Here is a 17,732-nt window from a genome sequence, read left to right as displayed (position 1 = left end):
CCCGCCTTGACCTTCACCCCTCCCTTGCTAGACTCCCAGGGACAATTCCGCTGTCATTATCAACGATTTTGGCTATCCAGGGAGGCAAGCATGCGCGTTTCGCCATGGTTCGAGGGGTTGACGTTGGCGGTTCTCGTGATTCTTTTCGCGGCGGTTCATCCGCAAGCCGCCGCGGCCGATGAAATTTTGCTGATAAACGGGGACCGTATCAGCGGAACGGTGACGCAAGCCAAGGGCGGGCAACTGTTCATCAATACGCCCTACGCCTCCAATCTCGCGATCAACATGAACGAGATCGCCGCCATCAACACGGACGCGCCCCTGACCCTGCGGTTTCACGGCACCGATGTCATACAGGGCCGCCTGCTCACCCGGGATGGACAAGTTCACCTGGTTCCCGAGCAGGGGCGCGGAGAGTTGGCGATCGCCTGGGACGAGGTGCGCTCCATCAATGTTCCGGATGTTCTGTGGAGTGGTAACGTCTTTCTCGGCGGCGCCCAGCAGTCCGGCAACACCGACCGCATCAGCCTGACCTTCGGCGCCGATGCCGTGCGCCGCAGCCTGGAGGACCGCTTCAGTCTCGGCTTTCTCTACAACTACGCCGAGGAGGACGGCGAGGTGACCACACGCAATGCCTACGGCGCCATGAAATACGATTACTTCTTCACGCCGCGTTTTTACGGCCTGCTCAGCGTCGAGCTGCTCAACGACAAATTCAAGGATCTCAACCTGCGCGCCATCGTCGGCCCCGGCGTCGGCTATCAGATCTGGGACGACGCGCGCAAGGCCCTCGCCCTGGAAGCCGGCCTCGCCTATTTCAGCGAGGACCGCCGGGACGGCGAGGACGACCAGTGGTTCACCGCGCGGCTCGCCGCGATCTTCCGCTATGAGCTGACCTCCTGGCTGCGTTTCACCGACACCCTGATCGTCTACCCGCAGTTGGAAAGTTTCGGCGATTACGTCCTGCGCAACGACGCGGCCCTGATCACCGCCCTGGGCGCCTCCTGGTCCCTGCGCCTGGGCAATATCTGGGAACGCGACAGCGCGCCCCCATCGGGGATCAAAAAGGATGACTTCAAGACCAGCCTGGCGCTGCAATATTCTTTCTGAGCTTTTCGCTCCACCCCAAGGACGGTGAAGAGCGCCGCTCTTGCACCCCCAAGGCGGCGGATTATAATAAAAGGAAGAGCGACAACAGGCCGACACCCTCATTCCAGGGGGCCTGAAGCCAGGGAGGATCACGCATGAACGGCAAGCAGATCGCTGAGCAAATCGCCCGTGTCCGCACCGACAAGGACCGCTTCATCCGCTGGTGGCGCAAGGAAAATGATTTCATCGATTATGACCTCATCGCCCGCTTCCTCGACAATCTCAACGAGGAGGACGAATTCAGCGGCTTTGAGTTGCTCGACACGGAAACCATGTGGCAAACTCTTGAGGCTCGCATCCCCGAACGGGTCAGCCGCGACAAGACCAAGGCTGGCGAGATGATCTACTGGAAGCGGCCGGGCAAGGACGATCAGAGTTGCCCCTTCAGTCCCGAATCGATCATGACCATCTTCGATGTGGAAACGCGCGGCAATGTCATCGAGGCCTGAAGGCCTGGAGCACTGAACCGCCAAGGATGCGTGGATGACCCAAGCGCCCTACCGAATTACCCGCAAGAAGGTGATCCTCGAGACCCCCGAGGTGCGGGTCTCGGAAATGACTCTGGCGACCGGGGAGGAAATTCCCTGGCATCTGCACACCGAGGTCGCGGATACCTTCTATTGCCTGGAGGGTAGAGTCCTGCTGCAAACCGGCAAGGATCCCCAGGGCCGGCTGTACGGTCCTGGGGATTGCCATGCCCTGCCGGCGGGCGAGCCGCACCGCCTGAGCAACGCGGGAGAAGTTCCCTGTCGCGTCTTGCTGATCCAGGGCATCGGCCGGTACGATTTCGTCGCGACCCAACCGCCCGTCACGACCTGACGCCCACACCACCGCCCAGGAACGGATTCTCATCGGCATGCCCTCACACATTCGTCAACTGCCGGCCCATCTGCGCCTCAGCGAGGAAGACCAGGGACGCCGCTTCCTGCATTTTTTCATCCTCTCGGCGGCGCTGTCCTTCGTGGCGATCCTGACGCTCTCGGCCCTGGGCGCCTATCTGACCTTTCAGACCTATATCCGCTCCCAGGCCGAGGAGCGCTCCGTGCGCATCAGCAAGGCGCTCCTCCAGCAGGATCGCGAAACCCTGATCCGAACCACCACGGCGGGTGTGCCGGAAATCACCCTGGACACCCGGGACTTCGATCGCTTCGACGCGCGTGTGCGCCCCATTCTCGAGGCGCTGCAGGTGGCCAAGATCAAAATCTATGATGCCCAACGAACCATCGTCTACAGCAACGATCTCGCTATCATCGGCCTGGTGGATGAAAAAAATCGCGCCCTCGAAACCGCGCTGCGCGGGAAGATCCATTCCAGCATCGCGCACAAGGGCGAGTTCTGGGATCTGGAGGAGGAACTGCGCCTGAACATCGACGTCGCCGAGACCTACATCCCGATTTCCGACAATCACGGCCGGGTCATCGGCTCCTACGAAATCTATCTCGACGTTTCGCGCTACCGCCAGGATGTCCGCAGCCTGGTCGTCGTCATGCTGGCCATCCTCAGCGCCATCCTCGGCGTCATCTTCCTGGTGATCCATTCCCTGCTGCGCAAGGCCGCCGGCATCATCCAGGCCAAGTCCCGGCAGATCAAGGTGCTCAGCGGCCTGCTGCCGGTGTGCAGCTTCTGCAAGAAAATCCGCAACGACAACAACGACTGGGAGGCCATGGAGGAGTACATTTCGTCGCGTTCCGAATCGGAGTTCTCCCACAGCCTCTGCCCGGAGTGCCTGGCCCGGCATTATCCCGACATCAACCTGAAGGACGATTAGAGAGGTCTCTCATGCCCGCCAATGCCGATGCATCCTTTGTCAAGCTCCTTGGCGTCGCCAGCTTCCTGGAACAACGGGGACGCCTCGATGAAAGTCTCGGCGAGTTGGCGGCCCAGGCCGCCGAGGTTCTCGACTCGCGCAACTGCTCGATCATGCTGTTTCGTGACGAGGAGGGCCGGGATCCCCGCATGAAGATCTTTGCCAGCCACGGCTATCTGCCCCAGGCCGCCTTCGCCGAAACGACCCGCCACAAGGAGGGCATCGCCGGACAGGTGGCCGCCGGCGGCAAGGCGCTGCTGGTCTCCGACATTCTTGATTCGCCCTTCGCCGGCCAGGCGCGCTGGCCGGAGAACCAAAGCCGCGGGTTTCTCTGCGCCCCCATTTTCATCGGCAGCCAGGTGCTGGGCGTCATCAACGTCAACACGCCCCTGGACGGGCGGACCTATGACGACAAGGATTTACAACTGCTCACGACCGTCGCCCTGCTGGTGGGCAAATCCATCCAGGTCGTGCAGTTGCAGAATTTGCTGCGATCGCGCTTCGCCCAGCAGGCCCTGCTGCTCAGCGCCCAGGACGCCATGGATCAATCCCTGGCGTTGGCGGTAAAAAACCCGGCCAAAACAGCTCGCATCGTCGGCAAGGCCTTTTACCGGGAGATGAACCAGGCCGGTTTCGCCGATGATCACATCATTCAGGCGGCCACGGAAATCATCGCTCTCCTTGGACAGAAAATCCGCAAGCACAGCCGTCGGCGCCAGACACAACCTACCGAAAATTAGAACGCTTTTTTGGGGTTGACCTGCCCCGGGACAATCGGACATAGTGTGCCGCATGCGACGCATCTAAGGACGAATCCTTCCTTCAGCGAGACCGGACACAGCCTGCATTCCACGATTTTTGCATGGGATGGGCATTCACCCACCCAAACAAACGCAGCAACCTAAAAACCTGGAGCGAACAACCGGCCACCCGGTGGGCGTTCCGCCATTTGCAGCAGAGGTATCGCCAATCCGCATGCAGCTCTCCTTCCTTGTCCATTTGCGCCTGTTGGCCCTGCTGGCCCTCAGCCTGTTGCTCTGCGCCTGCGGCGGGGAAAGCAGCAGCGTCGACCTGCCCCAGCCATCCGGCGCCCGCCCCCTCGAAGGCTTTGTCGAGGATGGTCCCGTGGCCGGCGCGCGGGTGTTCCTGCGCATGCAGGGCACCGATGAGATCGCCCGCCTGTGCGGCAGCAGCGGCAACGGACGCTGCGAAACCCTGACCGACCAGAACGGCCGGTTTTCCCTGCTGCTCCATGGCAACGTTCACTTCCCGGCCCTGGTGGCGGTGGCCGTGGGCGGCAGCGACACCCAAACGGGGGTGGATTTTTCGTCCATTGAAATGCGCGCCCCTCTGGTTCTTGTCGATGCCGCGGCCCGGCAGCTGGCGATTACGCCCCTGACCACCCTGCTCGCGGAAAAGATCGAAAGGCGCATGCAACCGGAGGAGGCGGTCGCCCAAGTCCGCCACCTGCTGGCCCTGCCCGCGGCCCAGGATCTTGGGGCGCGACCCTCGACGGATCCGGTCCTGCAACACCGTGCGCTCCTGCTGACCAAGATTGCCGTGGAACTGGCTCGCGCCGGGGTTGCCCATCCCCTGCTCCAGATCCTCGACGATCTGGGCGCTCAGCCGCTCTTCGCCGCCGACGGAGCCCCGCGCGACGCAGCGCTGCAAAGCCTGGCCCGGCTGGACGGCGCCGCCCGCGCCCGAATCCATGATTTCACGCACCTGCTGACCCGGGAACCGCCTTCCGCCTGGGGCCAAGCCTTTCAGCGCCACGAACTCCATCAGGCCCTGCTCGAAACCCTGACCCTCATGCTGGCCGAGGGCGACGACATCGACCGCCGTGACGAGCGGTTCCTCGCCAATGCCGAATTCCTCAACCAGCGCATCCTCGACGCCGCCGGGCGGCACGGCCTCGTCCTGAGCGCTCCGGCGCCGCGGCGCCTGATCCGCTACGTGCTTTTTTCCTACGAACTGAACAGCGCCGAGGCGTTTCTCCTGCCCCCGGACGAGTTTCACAGCCGACTGGCCCGCCTGGACGAAGACGCCGAGATTCCCCGCCTTGTCCAGAGCCGGGTGCGCCACAACCGCGTGGTCCCCTTGTTCCGGGATGAGTTTCTCACCACCCCGGCCCAGCGCATCGACTATTACTACAATTCGGACGCCTCCTATTTCCACCAGGCCGAGCTGTTGCTGGCGGGCCTCAACGACGCGGATCTCAGCGATGCGGTGATGCTCAAGATTCTTGAGGGCAAATCCCGGCACGGCCTGCACGAGGACGCCCGCCTCATCGCCGACACCCAGATTTTCCAGACGGTCAACCGCGGCCTTGGCCTGACCACCCTGGGGGAATCCCTGGCCCGGCACGGCCGCCAGGAGCAGGCCCTCGCCGCCCTGCACCAGGCCCACGCGGCCTTTCGCCGGGTGATCGCGGCCAAGGGCTGGGCGAGCATTGCCAACAGCGATGCCGCCAACCTGCAGAAACTGGCCGGCGCCTTTCGCAAGGCCGGCCATCCGGCCGGAGCGCGCCTGGTGCTCGACGACCTGGAGCAGGCCGCGCCCCATCTCACCACGGTATCCCTGTTCAGCCGCCTGTTCATCGGCACCCGCGACACCGTCGACCTCTACCTGGATGAGGGCGATTTTGATCTCGCCGCCGCGGCCCTGCCCTCCCTGCACGACTACGCGCGCCGCACCCCGGCCAACGAAACGGCGGGCAAGCGCCACTACAAGGCGCGCATCTTCAACCTGGTGGAAACCGCCCAGCGCCATGCCCGCCTCGGCGATGCCCAGGGCGCCTGGCAGCTCTATCAGGAAATCCAGCAACTGCGCCACCATGACGGCCTTCTGGGCTTCAGCGGCACGGAGACCTGGGTCTACATGGACCGCATGGTCGACATGCTCTACCAGATCGGCCGCAAGGACGAGGCCCTGGCCCTGGCCTACGCCATTCCCAACGCCTACGTGGATATCCAGGGCATCACCCGCTCTGCCCTCAGCTACCGCATCTTCGCCCTCAAGGCGGTTGCCGCGTCCCTGGCCCTGGAGGAAGGCATCGCGGCCGCCGAGGAGTTCATCAGCACCCACCTGAGCGACCCACGCGACCGCATCGAAGCCTGGACCTATTTCGCCGGCAACCGAAAACGCGCCTACGTCGCCGAACAGGCCACGGAGACCGAGAGGTTCGACCTCGCCGTCCAGGCCCTGCTGCGCGCCCGCGCCCTGGTCTCCACGCTGACGGAAGCCACCGAGCGCAACCGCTACCGCTACCTGGTCCAGTGGGGCTATGTCAAACTGGCCGACCTCGCCTTCCGGGCACAGGACCCTGCCCTGGCGCTAAGCCTGCTGGACGATGCCGAAAGCGTCGCTCACGCCCTCACCGACCTGGAATACCGCGTCAGCGCCCTGGTGGACATCGCGCGCCTCTATGCCGACATGAACCTGCCCGAGCAGGGCCGGACCCGCCTGGACGCCGCCCTGGCCGCCATCCAGGGCGCCGCGCCCGGACTTTCGCCGTCCGCCGCGACCAACCTGCGCGAACTGGTCCTCGGCGCCTTCGAGGTCTTCGTGCGCGAACCCCTCGAAGCCTATCTCGCCACCGCGCGCCAACTCTATGTTCCCGGCCAAGTCTACGCCGGTACCGACCACGACGACCTGGCCAAGCTCAAGACCGAAAGCCTGATCTTCGCCGCCGATCTCCATGCCCGCTTCGGCGCGGCGGACCCGAGCCTGCTGCACACGGCCCGCGCTCTGCTCGCCGAGGCCCGCGCCACCGCCGACCGCATTTACGTGCCGGCCACCCGCATGAACCTCTACATCAACAAAACCACCACCGCCAGCCACCTGATCGGCGCCCAGGCACGCGCCAAGGATTTCGCGACCGCGCGGGAACTGGCCCTCGGCCTGCCCTACCGCGGCGACCGTCATCTGGCCTTGCAGAAGCTGGCGGAAATCTACTGCGACTGGGATGACTTGCCCGGCTATCCCCAGGCCTCGGTGGATACGGATGGCGACGGGCGACCCAACTTCTTTCATCCCTGGGCCGACGAGATTCAGCTGCTCGAACTGGAACTAGACTCCGACAGCGACGGTGACGGCATTCCCGATCATCTGGACGCCCGGCCCCTTTATCCGGATTGATTTTTCAGCCTGCAACGGACACCCATGCCACGCCTTCATTCCAAGAGTCTTGCCGCGCTCTTCATCCTTCTGACCTTGGCGGTGCAAAACCTTCATGCCGAGGATCTGGCGCCGACCCCGAGCACGAACTACCGCCTGGACACCATCCATGTGCGGGAGACCATCGAAAACCGCGCCACGGGCCGCTCCCTGCTGCCGGGAACGGCCATTCCCCACCTGTTGCGCGGCAACGGCAATCTCACCGAACTCCTCGAAGTCCTGCCCGACGTGCAGCTTGACCGGCGCTTCAGCGACTCCCTGACGGGTGGCGAAATCCTGCCGCCGGAGATCTCCATTTCCGGGGGCAAGAGTTTTCAGAACAATTTCACCATCGACGGCATCAGCAACAACAGCCTCCTTGATCCCATCGCGCGCAACCCCAATAGCCTCACGGACGTTCCCGGCCACAGCCAGGAGCTGTTTCTCGACAGCGCCCTGGTCGAGGAAATCATCGTCTACGACACCAACGTGCCGGCGCGCTTCGGCAATTTCACCGGCGGCGTGGTCGATGTGCGCACCCGCGCGCCGGCTCCCCAATTCGGCGGACGCCTCGACTATCGCACCACCCGCGACAACTGGACAAAATTCCACCTGACGCCCGGCCAGCGCGCCGAGTTCGATCGCTCGGGCGGGTCCCAGGGCCAGCCACGCTTTGAAAAGCACGACGCCGGCGTCGAATTCAATCTGCCCCTGGGCGCGGAGCGCGGCCTGCTCGCCGCCTATCGCCTGCTCGATTCGAACATCCCGCTCTACAACCTGGGCGTCGCCGAAAGCCAGAACCGCCGCCGCCACAACCTGTTCCTGAAGTATACCCAAACCCTGAGCGACGCCGGCCTGCTGGAAATCTCGGCTAAGGCCACCCCCTATGAGGCCGAGCATTTCATCGAGGATACCCGCGACAGCCGTTTTATCATCGAGGGGGGCGGCTACACGGCAGGCGCCGACTACCTGCGGGTGCTGGGCGAATGGGAGCTCAACCTGCGCGGCGCCTACCGCTTCAGCGAGAATTCCCGCGAGGCGCCGGCCGTGTGGCGCAACTGGGCGGCCACGGACACCAAGGACTGGGGACGACTGGTGGGATCGGGGTTCAGCCGCGAGGGCGGCTTCGGCGACATCGAAAAAACCCAGGAAAGCTTCAACCTGGGCTTTGACCTGAGCAGCTACCCCCGGCCCCTGGCCTGGGGCGTCCACGAAGTCAGTCTCGGCCTGGAGTTCGAGCGAGTGCGCGGCACCTACGAGCGCACCGAGACCGCGCAGGTGCTCACCCAGGCACGCACCACCCCGGATGTGATCTGCGCCGACGACCTGCTGGGCTGCGTCGACGGCGAGCAATTCTTCACCCAGCGCGACACCTATGCCCGCGCTTCGGCGGCCGCCATCATTCACCAGGGTGCCCTTTACGGCGAGGATCGCCTGACCCTGGGCCGTCTCGGTCTGCGCCCCGGACTGCGCCTCTCCTACGACGATTTCATGGGCAATCTCAACGCCGCGCCGCGCTTTGCCGGCGCCTTCGACCTGCTCGGCAACGACGCCACGGTTCTGACCTTTGGCCTCAACCGCTATTACGCGGGCGTGCCGGTCACCTACAAGCTGCGCGAGGCCATCGCCCCGCCCCTGCGGGAAAACCGCTTCATTCAAACGGATTTCCAACCCGCGGCCTGGGCGCCGGCGCCGCTGCAAATGAGCCATGTGGCACGGTTTTCCAACCTGGACACCCCCTATGCCGACGAAGCGGCCGTCGGCCTCGACCAGGCGTTGTTCGGCGGGCGCTTCAGCGTCAAATATGTCCACCGCGAGGGCCGCGACGAATTCGCCAAGAGCTACGGTGATCTGCAACCCGACGGCTTGCGCTATTACACGCTGAGCAACGCCGGCCGCAGCCGTCATCGCAGCCTGCGCACCACCTGGGAACGCAACTGGACCAAGCATTTCCTGTCCCTTAACGCCACCTGGCGCGATTCGCAGACCAGCAACGAAACCTACGACGACCTTCTGCGCGAGGAAATTCTCGAAGAACGCGTCTGGTACCGCGACCAGATCGTCTATCGCGGCCAGTTGCCCAGCGATGCCTCGGATGATCCCTGGGAGGCGCGCCTGACCTACATCGCGCGCCTGCCGGCGGGCTTCACCTTCACCAACTTCACCAGCTACGTCAGTCGCTTCAAACGCCTGGAGAATACCTTCGTCGAGCGGCCCGTGCCCTTCGGCGAGCGGCGCGTCGATCTGGTGACGGGAGAGGAAATCCTGGAGAGCCTCGATGTCTACGACCGGGTTGCGCACCCGTCCACCTGGCGTTTCGACTGGAAGTTGAGGTGGGAGAGAGGCCTTTGGAAAAGTCAGGTTCTCGCGGTGAACCTGGAAATCAACAATGTCTTCAATGAGAAAATCGAAGCGGATCCGGTGCGACGCACCTACGCGCTGGGCAGGCAGTTCTGGGCGGGGCTGGACTATCGGTTCTGAGGGTTCATGGCGGCCGCGCCCGATTCTTGGCGGCCCGCCGCAAGATGCAGGGCCCCGGCCAGTTCCTGTTTCTCGGCGCCGCGCACCAATTGCAGGGTATAGATGCCGGGCGCCGGCGCCACGGCAAATTCGACCTCAAGAGACTGATCCCCCAGCGAAAGCACCCGCGTCGCGGGCAGAGGCAGGGGAATGGCGCTCAGCCCATCCTCTCTTGCCAGCCAAAGACGATCCTTTTCCTTCCAAAAGTTGTCGACCGTGCCTTGGGCCGGCAGATGACTGATTAATTGCGGACGGCCCACCCCCCCGACATCCACCAGGTAAATCCCCTCCCGGGACGACATAACGAAGGCAAGGTTGTCCTCGACCCTGATGCGGCGGCAGAACCCGGAAATCCGCACGGTATCCAGCAGGCGCGGCACACCTGTTCCCGTCTCCTCGTAAACCGAGAGCCCGGCATCGCCATCGGCGACCAGGATCCGCGGCCCGGAAAAATCCAGATCCTGGGCCGAGGAAAATTCTCCCTGCGGCCAAGGCAGGCGACTTTTCCCGAGAAGACGCGGCTGCCGGGCATCGCGGATATCCCAGGCCTTGAGGCCCTCCTTGCGGGCGGCGGCGTACAGCAGACCGTCGCGGACGCGGATTTGGCTAATCGTCCCTGTGCCCAGATCCCCCTCGGCCACAACCCTCAGATTAGGCAAATCTCCCAGGTCCACCACATATAACCTGCCGCCGTCGTCGATGAGATAGAGTCGCTCAGCGTCCCGGTACCAGGCCTGCAGGGCACGCGGAAAACCCAGGGCGGCAAGGGACGCGGGCTTGGCGTCAGGGGAGCGGGAAAAAAGATGCAGCCCGGCATTGCGATCAAGAATCAGCAAACAATCGCCGAGCACGCTCATGTCCAACACTTCGGTAAAGCTATCCAGGGTCAGCGTCCGTGGCCGCGGGCGCAGGGGATCGCTGCGATCCAGCCGGCGTAAACCGCCATTGGCCGCAAGGGCAAACATCTCGTTGTCGGCAACCACCAGCGCAGCAAAATGCGTCGCATAGACTTGGACATCGGCCTGTCGGGGTTCTTCAGGACGGCTCAGATCCCAGGTTTCCAACCGGCCTTCGCGCACGAAGTACAAAGCATCTTCGACAAAATGGAATCTACCGGAAATGTCTTGAAAGGAGATACGCGCCAATCGTTGCGGCATTTGCCCGACGCGCAGCTGATAGATTTCCAGATCCTGCCCACCGCCCTGGCTTAAGCCACTCAGATAGAGGCGCTCGCCGTTGATCTGAAGCTGGGTCTTTCTCAACCCCGGTTCCGCGACAGAGCGCGGCCGGCCGGCGCGCCCCTGGTCGAGACGAATGTGCCACAGCGCCGCGTTGAGACCATTTGCGTAGAGCGCTTCGCCATCCCAGGCAAGGTTGCCGAGAAGATCAGGCAGAGCCACACTTTCCCGCAGCCTGAGCCGGCGATTTTCGCTCCATTCCAACAGATGAATCCGGCCGCCCTGATCCAAAGCCGCGACCTGGTCGGCGCAGATCACCAGATCCACGACATTGCCCAAGTCGGGAATGTGTTGCAAAACTCGCGGCTCCTGGGGGCTGGACACATCCAAAACCAGCAGTCCCTCGCCACCCGTTGCCAAAAAGGCCCGGGGACCCTCGGCATCGAGAAGCACGCGATGGGCAAATCCCGGGACGCGCAACTCGCCGACGCGCTCCAGCCGGCCGGGTTCCAACATTTCAAGGATCTGTAAACCACCCTCTCCGCCCGCGATAAAGAGGTGTCGGCCGAAGGCCACGCCCTGCTTGCCATGGAGGGACTCACCGAAGGGGTTCGACCCGAGGATCAAGCCCTCATCACCCAACTTGAAATGCCGAAGCCCCTGCTTGGTCACCGCCGCGAACAAATCCATACCATCTCGCGCCAAGGCCTGAACCCGGCCGCCCAAGGGAATCTCGAGCCAAGCCTGGAGCGGTGCGACACGAGAACGATCGACCACCAGCAATCCCTGGCGGCTACCGGCGACGAACACATGATCCCCGGCGACATCCAAACCACGCGCCGCCCGAGCGACATGCACCAGACCGAGTTGCCGGGGTTGCCGTGGATTGGAGATATCCACGGACAGAATTCCGCTGATATTGTTGGCGACATAGAGGTGATCGTCGCGAAGCCGCAAGTCCCATGGCGTGCCGGGAACGGCGAGGGTGCCAATGGTCCGGGGCAGGCGCGGCTCGGCAACGTCAATGACTTGCAGTCCATGCAGAATGGTAAGGAGAAACACCAGGTTCTCCCGCACCTCAAGCGCCCGCACATGCCCCTTGCCGCTGAGCTGCCCAAGAAACTGGGGGTGCGCCGGATCTTCCAGATCGAAAATGCGCAGCCCGCCGTTGCCGTCGGCGACAAAGACCCGCCGATCTTGAACCCTGACATTCCAGGCGAAACCCACCGAGCCCAGGCGCGAAACCTCGCGGGGGGCCCGGGGATTGCTGACATCGAGGACCAGGACGCCATGTTTGCCCTGGGCCAGCAGAACCAAGGCCTGGGAGGGGGAATGGGCAATGCCCATGCAGGGATCGGCAGTGACGAAGCTTCCGATTTTTTCCGGACGCCGGGGGTCGGAGACGTCGAGAACCACCAGCCCCTGCTTGGCGTCGGAGACAAACAGGAGATGACCATCGACCGCGAGATCCCAGGCCGACTTGAAGGAAGCGCGCTCAACGCCGAGCACTCGGGGCCGCGGGGGCTCGCTGATATCCACCACCTGCACGCCGGCCCAGTTGCTGGCGAGATAAGCCATATCACCAGCCACCCGCACTTGCTCCAGGGTGCCGGGAGTCTCAAGAATGCCGGCCACGGCGCCGCGATGCCCGGTATCCATGACCAGATTCACCCGGGTCCGGCGGTCAAAACCTTCGCCCCGCAACCGCAGGCGCAAGGGGCCTTGCCCCGCCTCGCTCAGAATGTCCACCGCCCTAAGCTGCAAAGGCTGGGGGTGTCGCTGCCTGTGCACCTCGACCAGGCCAAAGGCCAGGGCGACACTGAGAAAAAAGCCGCCGCAGGCCGGCAGCCAGAACCAGCGTCCAAAAGGCGCCCCCTGCCCCCCCGAGGTATTTCGCGACCAACCAAAACCCATGTCAGCTCAGCCACTTTTGCAGCACGCCGAACAACTCGGCCTGCTTGAAAGGTTTGCGCAGGAAATCATCCATGCCCACCGCCAGGCAGCGGGCCACATCGTCCTGCTGGGTATGGGCGGTGAGGGCGACCACCGGCATGCGGTGCCCGCGCTCACGCAAAATGCGGGTGGCCTCGAAGCCATCGAGGCCCGGCAGCTGGCAATCCATCAGCACCAGGTCGACGGAACGCTTGTCCAACTCCTCGAGCACCTCGGTGCCGCTGCCGACGATGCGCAGTTGATAATCCTGGCCCTCGAAGAGCATTTGCAACAGCTTCTGGGTGGTGGGATTGTCCTCGGCCGCCAGGATGCGGGGGCCGACGGCGGTCTCCGCGACGAGGACCGAAGGGCTTGGCCGCGGAGTTTCCGCGACAAATTCGGAGGGCGATGCAGATAGGACCGCGCCAAGGATCTCGGGCAGCAGTGACGCGCGTACGGGCTTATGGATCAAGCGCACCTCCGGAAAATCCCCGGCAACGCCCGCCGCCCCGCACACATGGGGCGGACACATCAGCAGCAAACGCCGCGCCATGCCTTCTGAACGTTTCTGGAGCGCGGCGATGAGATCGCCGCCTGATCGCCCCGGCAGCCCCTGGTCGATCAGGGCGAGGGAAAAAGGACGTCCTTCGGCAATCGCCCGCTCCCAAAGCCCCTCGGCCGCGTCGGCACTACCCCCCGTTTGGGGCAACATCCCCCAGGCCTGCAGGAGATCCGCCAGGGCGCCGGCGGCCCGGGCATTATCCTCGACGACCAGCACCCGCAGACCTGCCAGGCGCTGGATGGCGGCGTCGACACAGGGAGCCGCGGCAGGCTGTTTTTCCAGTCGCAGGTCCACCAGGAACCGCGCCCCCTCGCCCGGCGCGCTCTCCAGCCTGATACGGCCGCCCATCATCTCGGTCAATTGCTTGACGATGGAGAGCCCCAGGCCGGTGCCGCCGAACTGGCGGGCGGTGGAATTATCGGCCTGGGTAAAGGATTCAAAGATGCGGTCGTGAACCTCGGCCGCAATGCCGACGCCGGTATCACGCACCTCCAGACGCAGCCACACATGCCCAGGCTCTTCGAGCAAGGAGCGCAGCGCCACCTCGACCTCGCCGCGCGGGGTGAACTTGATGGCATTGCCGAGCAGGTTGAGCACCACCTGGCGCAGACGCCCGGCATCCCCCTTGACTTGCGTCGGCAGGCAAGGATCCATGGCGCAGATCAGTTCGAGTCCAGCACCGAAAGCCTTTTCCGCCAGCAGATCCACCGCCTCCTCCACGACCTGCCGCGGATCAAAGGGGGAGAGTTCCAGGTGAAACTTGCCGGCCTCGATCTTGGAGAAATCGAGAATGTCATTCAGGATATTGAGCAGCGCCTCGCCCGAGTTGTAGACCGTTTCGGCCAGACTGCGCTGACGCTCGTCAAGCCGGGTGCGAACCAGGAGATCGGCCATACCCAACACCCCGATCATGGGGGTGCGCAACTCGTGGCTCATGTTGGCCAGGAACTGGGATTTGGCACGATTCGCCGCCTCCGCTTCGTCCTTGGCTTTCTCCAGCGCGCCGACGGTCCGCCGCAACTCCTCGTTGGCGCGGCGCAATTCCAGGGTGCGCTGTTCGACCTGGCCCTCCAGATCGCTCCGATGGTTGGCGAGCGCGGTATCGCGACTCTCGATGTGCGCGAGCATTTCGTTGAACCCGCCGATGAGGCTGCCGATCTCGTCGTTGCCCTGGCGCTCGGCGCGCAGTTGAAAATTCTGCTCGCGCGATACGCGATTCATGACATCAACCAGATGCAGAACGGGTCGGGAGATGATTTCCTGAAGGCGCGAAGAAATCACGTAGGCCAGCAGGACGGACACCCAGAAGACGAGCATGGCACCGACGGCAAACCATTGCAGGCGCGCATAGAGAGGCGCCAGGTCGGACTGCAGGTAAACCATGCCGACCTGGCGGCCGTCGAACCAGACCGGACGCAACATCACCAGGGTGTTGACACTAAAGCGATGGTACTGCCGCCCCTCCTCAAGCAGGTGCCGAAGATCCTGCTCCGCCAGGGCGAGAGGTTGTCCATTTCCCGGTGCGAAGCGGCGCGAGGGGTTAAGATAGTAGGCAAAAGGATTGTTGGACGCGTCGAACAGGTAGGCCGCCTCGATGCTCTCCTCGACGGCAAGGGACGCCAGGGTCTCCTGGGCGGACAGAGGATCCTTGAAAATCAGGGCGCTGCTGGTATTGCGGCCGATGATCTCCGCCAGGGAAGCGGTCTTTTCGACCAAAGTTTGACGGTAGGAAACAATTTCGGAGACAATGAACGCGGTCAAGGTCAACACCAGCACCACCGTGCTGGTCAGCATGATGATGGCATTTAATTTCTGCCGAATCGGCGCATGCCGAAAATACTGCCTCATTGCTTAGCCTTGCCCGGAGAAAAATAAAGAGGATTCTAACAAATTCATCGTCGGTAAAGAAAGCAATTATTCGATGGCCACCGATTTCGACACGGGGGAAAACTGGTGCTCCCTGTTACCCGCCGGGGTACGGACTGAAATCGGCGCCCCCTTGGGCGCAGCCCGGGCCCGGACCTGGAGCCTGGTGCTGGAAGCCCGCGGCATTCCCAATCGACTGGTGCGCCAGGCACAGGGCTGGACGCTGGTCGTCCCCGGCGCGCAATGCCGGCGCGCCGCGACCGAAATCCGCCTCTATGAAGAAAAAAATCGCGGCTGGCCGCCAAGATATCCGCATCGAAAGGCGGGCGACAACGCCTTGCCCGCTCTGTCGCTGCTGCTCTTGGTGGGCATTTTCCACAACCTGACCCTGCTTGAGCCGGGGCTCTTCAGTCTGCATCCCCACCAGTGGCTCGAACAGGGCGCGGCCCATGCGGGCGCGATCCGCGACGGGCAATGGTGGCGCATCCTGACCGCCCTCACCCTGCACAGCAATTGGCTGCACCTGGCCAGCAACCTGGCCATCGGCGCCCCCTTCGTCCTGCGCCTGTGCGCGCTGCTCGGCCTAGGCCGGGGGTGGCTGCTGATCCTCGCCTCCGGGGCGCTGGGCAACCTGCTCAATGCTCTCATGCAGGCGGCCGCCCATCGTGCCGCGGGATCCTCCACCGCCTTGTTCGGCACCCTTGGCATTCTCTGCGCCCTGGAAGTACGTCGCCATTCCGGCCGCCGGCGCCTGCTGCCGCTAGCCGCCGGCGCGGCCCTTCTCGCCATGCTCGGCTCCGCAGGGGAAAACACGGATCTCGGGGCGCACCTCTTCGGCCTGCTCGTCGGAATCGCCCTGGGCCTTCTCATCCCCCCCCAGCCCGCGGGAAGCCACCCGGCCAAACCTGGGTTCGGTTTTCTTTCCGGCGCCGCCGCCGGCCTGCTGCTGATTCTCGCCTGGACCCTGGCGCTGCGCCCCCTGTTCCAATAACCGTCGCCCCCCGCACGCCCTCTGGCCCGGCCCCCATCAGGGCATCAGATCCCGGCGGCGCATTTCTTGTCGAACCGCGTTCCAGCGCTCGCGCAAGGCCAGCACGGCCTCCTCGTCGCCCAGACCACGCCCCGCGCCGACGCCGAAAGATCCGCTGCCATAGCCCACGCCCACCGAGGTGCGCGCGGCGCGCGATTCCCGCGCCAGCTGATCGCTGAGCTGCTGGTAATAGGCGCTGAGCTCGTCATTGTTCATCGCCCGATAATCCTGCACGAGCAGATCGGCGGTGCGCTGCCCAGCGCCGCTCGCGCAGGCGGCCAGCCCCGTGCCCAGGATCAGGACCATCCCCCATTTCAGAATCTTGCGTCGCGTCGCCATTGGACCTATCCTCCCTCGAAACGGAATTTCGCCGCATTCTGACAGAAATCGCCTCGCAAGGGAATAAACCTTCCCCTGACTCCCTCGCGCCGACAATCAACGGGGGCAAAGTAAAAATTGACATTTTTGTCATGGACTGCTAGAAGAGTATGGATTGTGTATACAGTCTACCGGGCCAATGCAGTTAAAATGCTATAATACCTAGGGAAAACGGGACAACGAGAGTCATCTTCCAGGCTTTTCGCCCCCTCCGTTCGCAACGGGCTTTTCCTGATGGACGCTGAGGCAAAATCACGCGACATCCATTGCCGGTGCCCCGCTTCCTGGCGGGCTCCGCCCTTTTTTCCCGGATTTTCACCGCCGGCGGCCGCCGGCGGGCTTGAAATATCGTCGGAGAGAGTGCCCCCTGATGTGGTTTCAGGGGGAAACAGGTTGTTCAACTTTTTCAGGGGATGATGGGTATGCAAATGTTATTTGGATCCTCGGTGGGTAAGAAGATCGCCATGGCGGCGACAGGACTGTTCCTGGTCCTGTTCGTCATCGTCCACCTCATCGGGAACACCTCGATTTTCGCGGGTCCCGACGGCATCAACGCCTATGCGCACCAGCTCCACTCCCTGGGGCCGATCGTGTGGATTTTCCGGCTGGTGATGCTGAGTGTCTTTCTGCTGCACATCTGGCTGGGCATCAAGCTGACGCTTGAGAACAAGATGGCTCGCCCGGTCGGCTATGCACGCAAGCAGAACCTGCGGACCAGCTACGCCGCCCAGATCATGATCTACAGCGGCCTGGTGCTTCTGCTCTTCGTCATTTATCACCTGCTGCACTTCACCGTCCGTGTCACCAACCCCGATATCTCGGCCTTCGTCGACGCCGCCGGTCGCTTCGACGTCTATGCCATGGTGGTCCTGAGCTTCCAAAAGTTTTTCATCAGCCTGACCTACGTCATTGCCATGGTGTTTCTCCTGCTGCACCTGAGCCACGGCATCGGCAGCATGTTCCAGTCCAGCGGCCTGAACAACGCCCGCACCCTGCCGACCATCCAGACAGCCGGCAAGTGGGTCGCCATCGCGCTGCTGGTGGGCTATATCGCCATTCCGATCACCATTCTCGTAGGCATCGTTAAACTCTAGGGGGAACTATCGTGATACTCGACGGCAAATGTCCTACCGGACCCATTGAGCAGAGCTG

General features: G+C 63.4%; 12 protein-coding genes. 9 read left to right on the top strand and 3 right to left on the bottom strand.

Annotation, left to right across the window (positions count from 1 at the left end):
• Positions 1–90 precede the first annotated feature (90 nt).
• From QAT43_RS08415 to QAT43_RS08385, 7 genes are all read left to right on the top strand, one after another.
• Entirely contained in the window at positions 91–1,110 is a 1,020-nt protein-coding gene (locus tag QAT43_RS08415; protein WP_305042613.1) for a DUF481 domain-containing protein, read from the top strand.
• 134 nt (positions 1,111–1,244) lie between these two features.
• Positions 1,245–1,598, top strand: a complete 354-nt coding sequence (locus QAT43_RS08410; RefSeq protein WP_305042612.1) for a hypothetical protein — start codon at positions 1,245–1,247, stop codon at positions 1,596–1,598.
• 34 nt (positions 1,599–1,632) lie between these two features.
• On the top strand, positions 1,633–1,968 hold the full coding sequence (locus tag QAT43_RS08405; protein ID WP_305042611.1) for a cupin domain-containing protein: 336 nt from the start codon (positions 1,633–1,635) through the stop codon (positions 1,966–1,968).
• A 37-nt stretch (positions 1,969–2,005) separates the two neighbouring features.
• Positions 2,006–2,917, top strand: coding sequence for a hypothetical protein (locus tag QAT43_RS08400; RefSeq protein WP_305042610.1), 912 nt, complete (start codon positions 2,006–2,008; stop codon positions 2,915–2,917).
• Between the two features lie 11 nt (positions 2,918–2,928).
• Complete coding sequence (locus QAT43_RS08395) at positions 2,929–3,696, top strand: GAF domain-containing protein (RefSeq protein ID WP_305042609.1); 768 nt, start codon at positions 2,929–2,931, stop codon at positions 3,694–3,696.
• A gap of 235 nt (positions 3,697–3,931) precedes the next feature.
• On the top strand, positions 3,932–7,096 hold the full coding sequence (locus tag QAT43_RS08390; RefSeq protein WP_305042608.1) for a hypothetical protein: 3,165 nt from the start codon (positions 3,932–3,934) through the stop codon (positions 7,094–7,096).
• 24 nt (positions 7,097–7,120) lie between these two features.
• Positions 7,121–9,595, top strand: coding sequence for a TonB-dependent receptor plug domain-containing protein (locus QAT43_RS08385; RefSeq protein ID WP_305042607.1), 2,475 nt, complete (start codon positions 7,121–7,123; stop codon positions 9,593–9,595).
• On the opposite strand, the gene QAT43_RS08380 is transcribed toward QAT43_RS08385, so the two are convergent.
• Together QAT43_RS08380 and QAT43_RS08375 are read right to left on the bottom strand one after the other, a co-directional pair.
• A complete protein-coding gene (locus QAT43_RS08380) occupies positions 9,583–12,726 on the bottom strand; it encodes a hypothetical protein (RefSeq protein WP_305042606.1) in 3,144 nt (1,047 codons plus the stop codon). The genes QAT43_RS08385 and QAT43_RS08380 overlap by 13 nt on opposite strands.
• 1 nt (position 12,727) lies before the next feature.
• The gene (locus tag QAT43_RS08375) at positions 12,728–15,154 is read right to left on the bottom strand and encodes a response regulator (protein WP_305042605.1); all 2,427 of its coding nucleotides are present in this window, start codon (positions 15,152–15,154) and stop codon (positions 12,728–12,730) included.
• A 73-nt stretch (positions 15,155–15,227) separates the two neighbouring features.
• On the opposite strand from QAT43_RS08375, the gene QAT43_RS08370 reads away from it, so the two are divergent.
• A complete protein-coding gene (locus QAT43_RS08370) occupies positions 15,228–16,163 on the top strand; it encodes a rhomboid family intramembrane serine protease (RefSeq protein WP_305042604.1) in 936 nt (311 codons plus the stop codon).
• A 36-nt stretch (positions 16,164–16,199) separates the two neighbouring features.
• Here QAT43_RS08370 and QAT43_RS08365 read toward each other — a convergent pair whose 3' ends face one another.
• Positions 16,200–16,541 carry a hypothetical protein gene (locus tag QAT43_RS08365; protein ID WP_305042603.1) on the bottom strand — a complete coding sequence of 114 codons (342 nt, stop codon included), beginning with the start codon at positions 16,539–16,541 and terminating at the stop codon, positions 16,200–16,202.
• Positions 16,542–17,002: 461 nt separating this feature from the next.
• Here QAT43_RS08365 and QAT43_RS08360 point away from each other — a divergent pair, with 461 nt between their 5' ends.
• A complete protein-coding gene (locus tag QAT43_RS08360) occupies positions 17,003–17,674 on the top strand; it encodes a succinate dehydrogenase cytochrome b subunit (RefSeq protein ID WP_305042602.1) in 672 nt (223 codons plus the stop codon).
• Positions 17,675–17,732 lie beyond the last annotated feature (58 nt).

This window comes from Geoalkalibacter sp., from assembly GCF_030604225.1.
In the GTDB taxonomy this organism is placed as follows: Bacteria; Desulfobacterota; Desulfuromonadia; order Desulfuromonadales; family Geoalkalibacteraceae; genus Geoalkalibacter.
The sequence above is the reverse complement of the archived record's forward strand: the minus strand, read 5'-3'. Positions and strand labels throughout refer to the sequence as shown.

Coding starts and splice junctions, on each gene's coding strand:
- QAT43_RS08375 (WP_305042605.1), bottom strand. CDS start 15,154: ATGAGGCAGTATTTTCGGCATGCGCCGATTCGGCAGAAATTAAATGCC.
- QAT43_RS08395 (WP_305042609.1), top strand. CDS start 2,929: ATGCCCGCCAATGCCGATGCATCCTTTGTCAAGCTCCTTGGCGTCGCC.
- QAT43_RS08385 (WP_305042607.1), top strand. CDS start 7,121: ATGCCACGCCTTCATTCCAAGAGTCTTGCCGCGCTCTTCATCCTTCTG.
- QAT43_RS08410 (WP_305042612.1), top strand. CDS start 1,245: ATGAACGGCAAGCAGATCGCTGAGCAAATCGCCCGTGTCCGCACCGAC.
- QAT43_RS08400 (WP_305042610.1), top strand. CDS start 2,006: ATGCCCTCACACATTCGTCAACTGCCGGCCCATCTGCGCCTCAGCGAG.
- QAT43_RS08390 (WP_305042608.1), top strand. CDS start 3,932: ATGCAGCTCTCCTTCCTTGTCCATTTGCGCCTGTTGGCCCTGCTGGCC.
- QAT43_RS08415 (WP_305042613.1), top strand. CDS start 91: ATGCGCGTTTCGCCATGGTTCGAGGGGTTGACGTTGGCGGTTCTCGTG.
- QAT43_RS08365 (WP_305042603.1), bottom strand. CDS start 16,541: ATGGCGACGCGACGCAAGATTCTGAAATGGGGGATGGTCCTGATCCTG.
- QAT43_RS08380 (WP_305042606.1), bottom strand. CDS start 12,726: ATGGGTTTTGGTTGGTCGCGAAATACCTCGGGGGGGCAGGGGGCGCCT.
- QAT43_RS08405 (WP_305042611.1), top strand. CDS start 1,633: ATGACCCAAGCGCCCTACCGAATTACCCGCAAGAAGGTGATCCTCGAG.
- QAT43_RS08370 (WP_305042604.1), top strand. CDS start 15,228: ATGGCCACCGATTTCGACACGGGGGAAAACTGGTGCTCCCTGTTACCC.
- QAT43_RS08360 (WP_305042602.1), top strand. CDS start 17,003: ATGCAAATGTTATTTGGATCCTCGGTGGGTAAGAAGATCGCCATGGCG.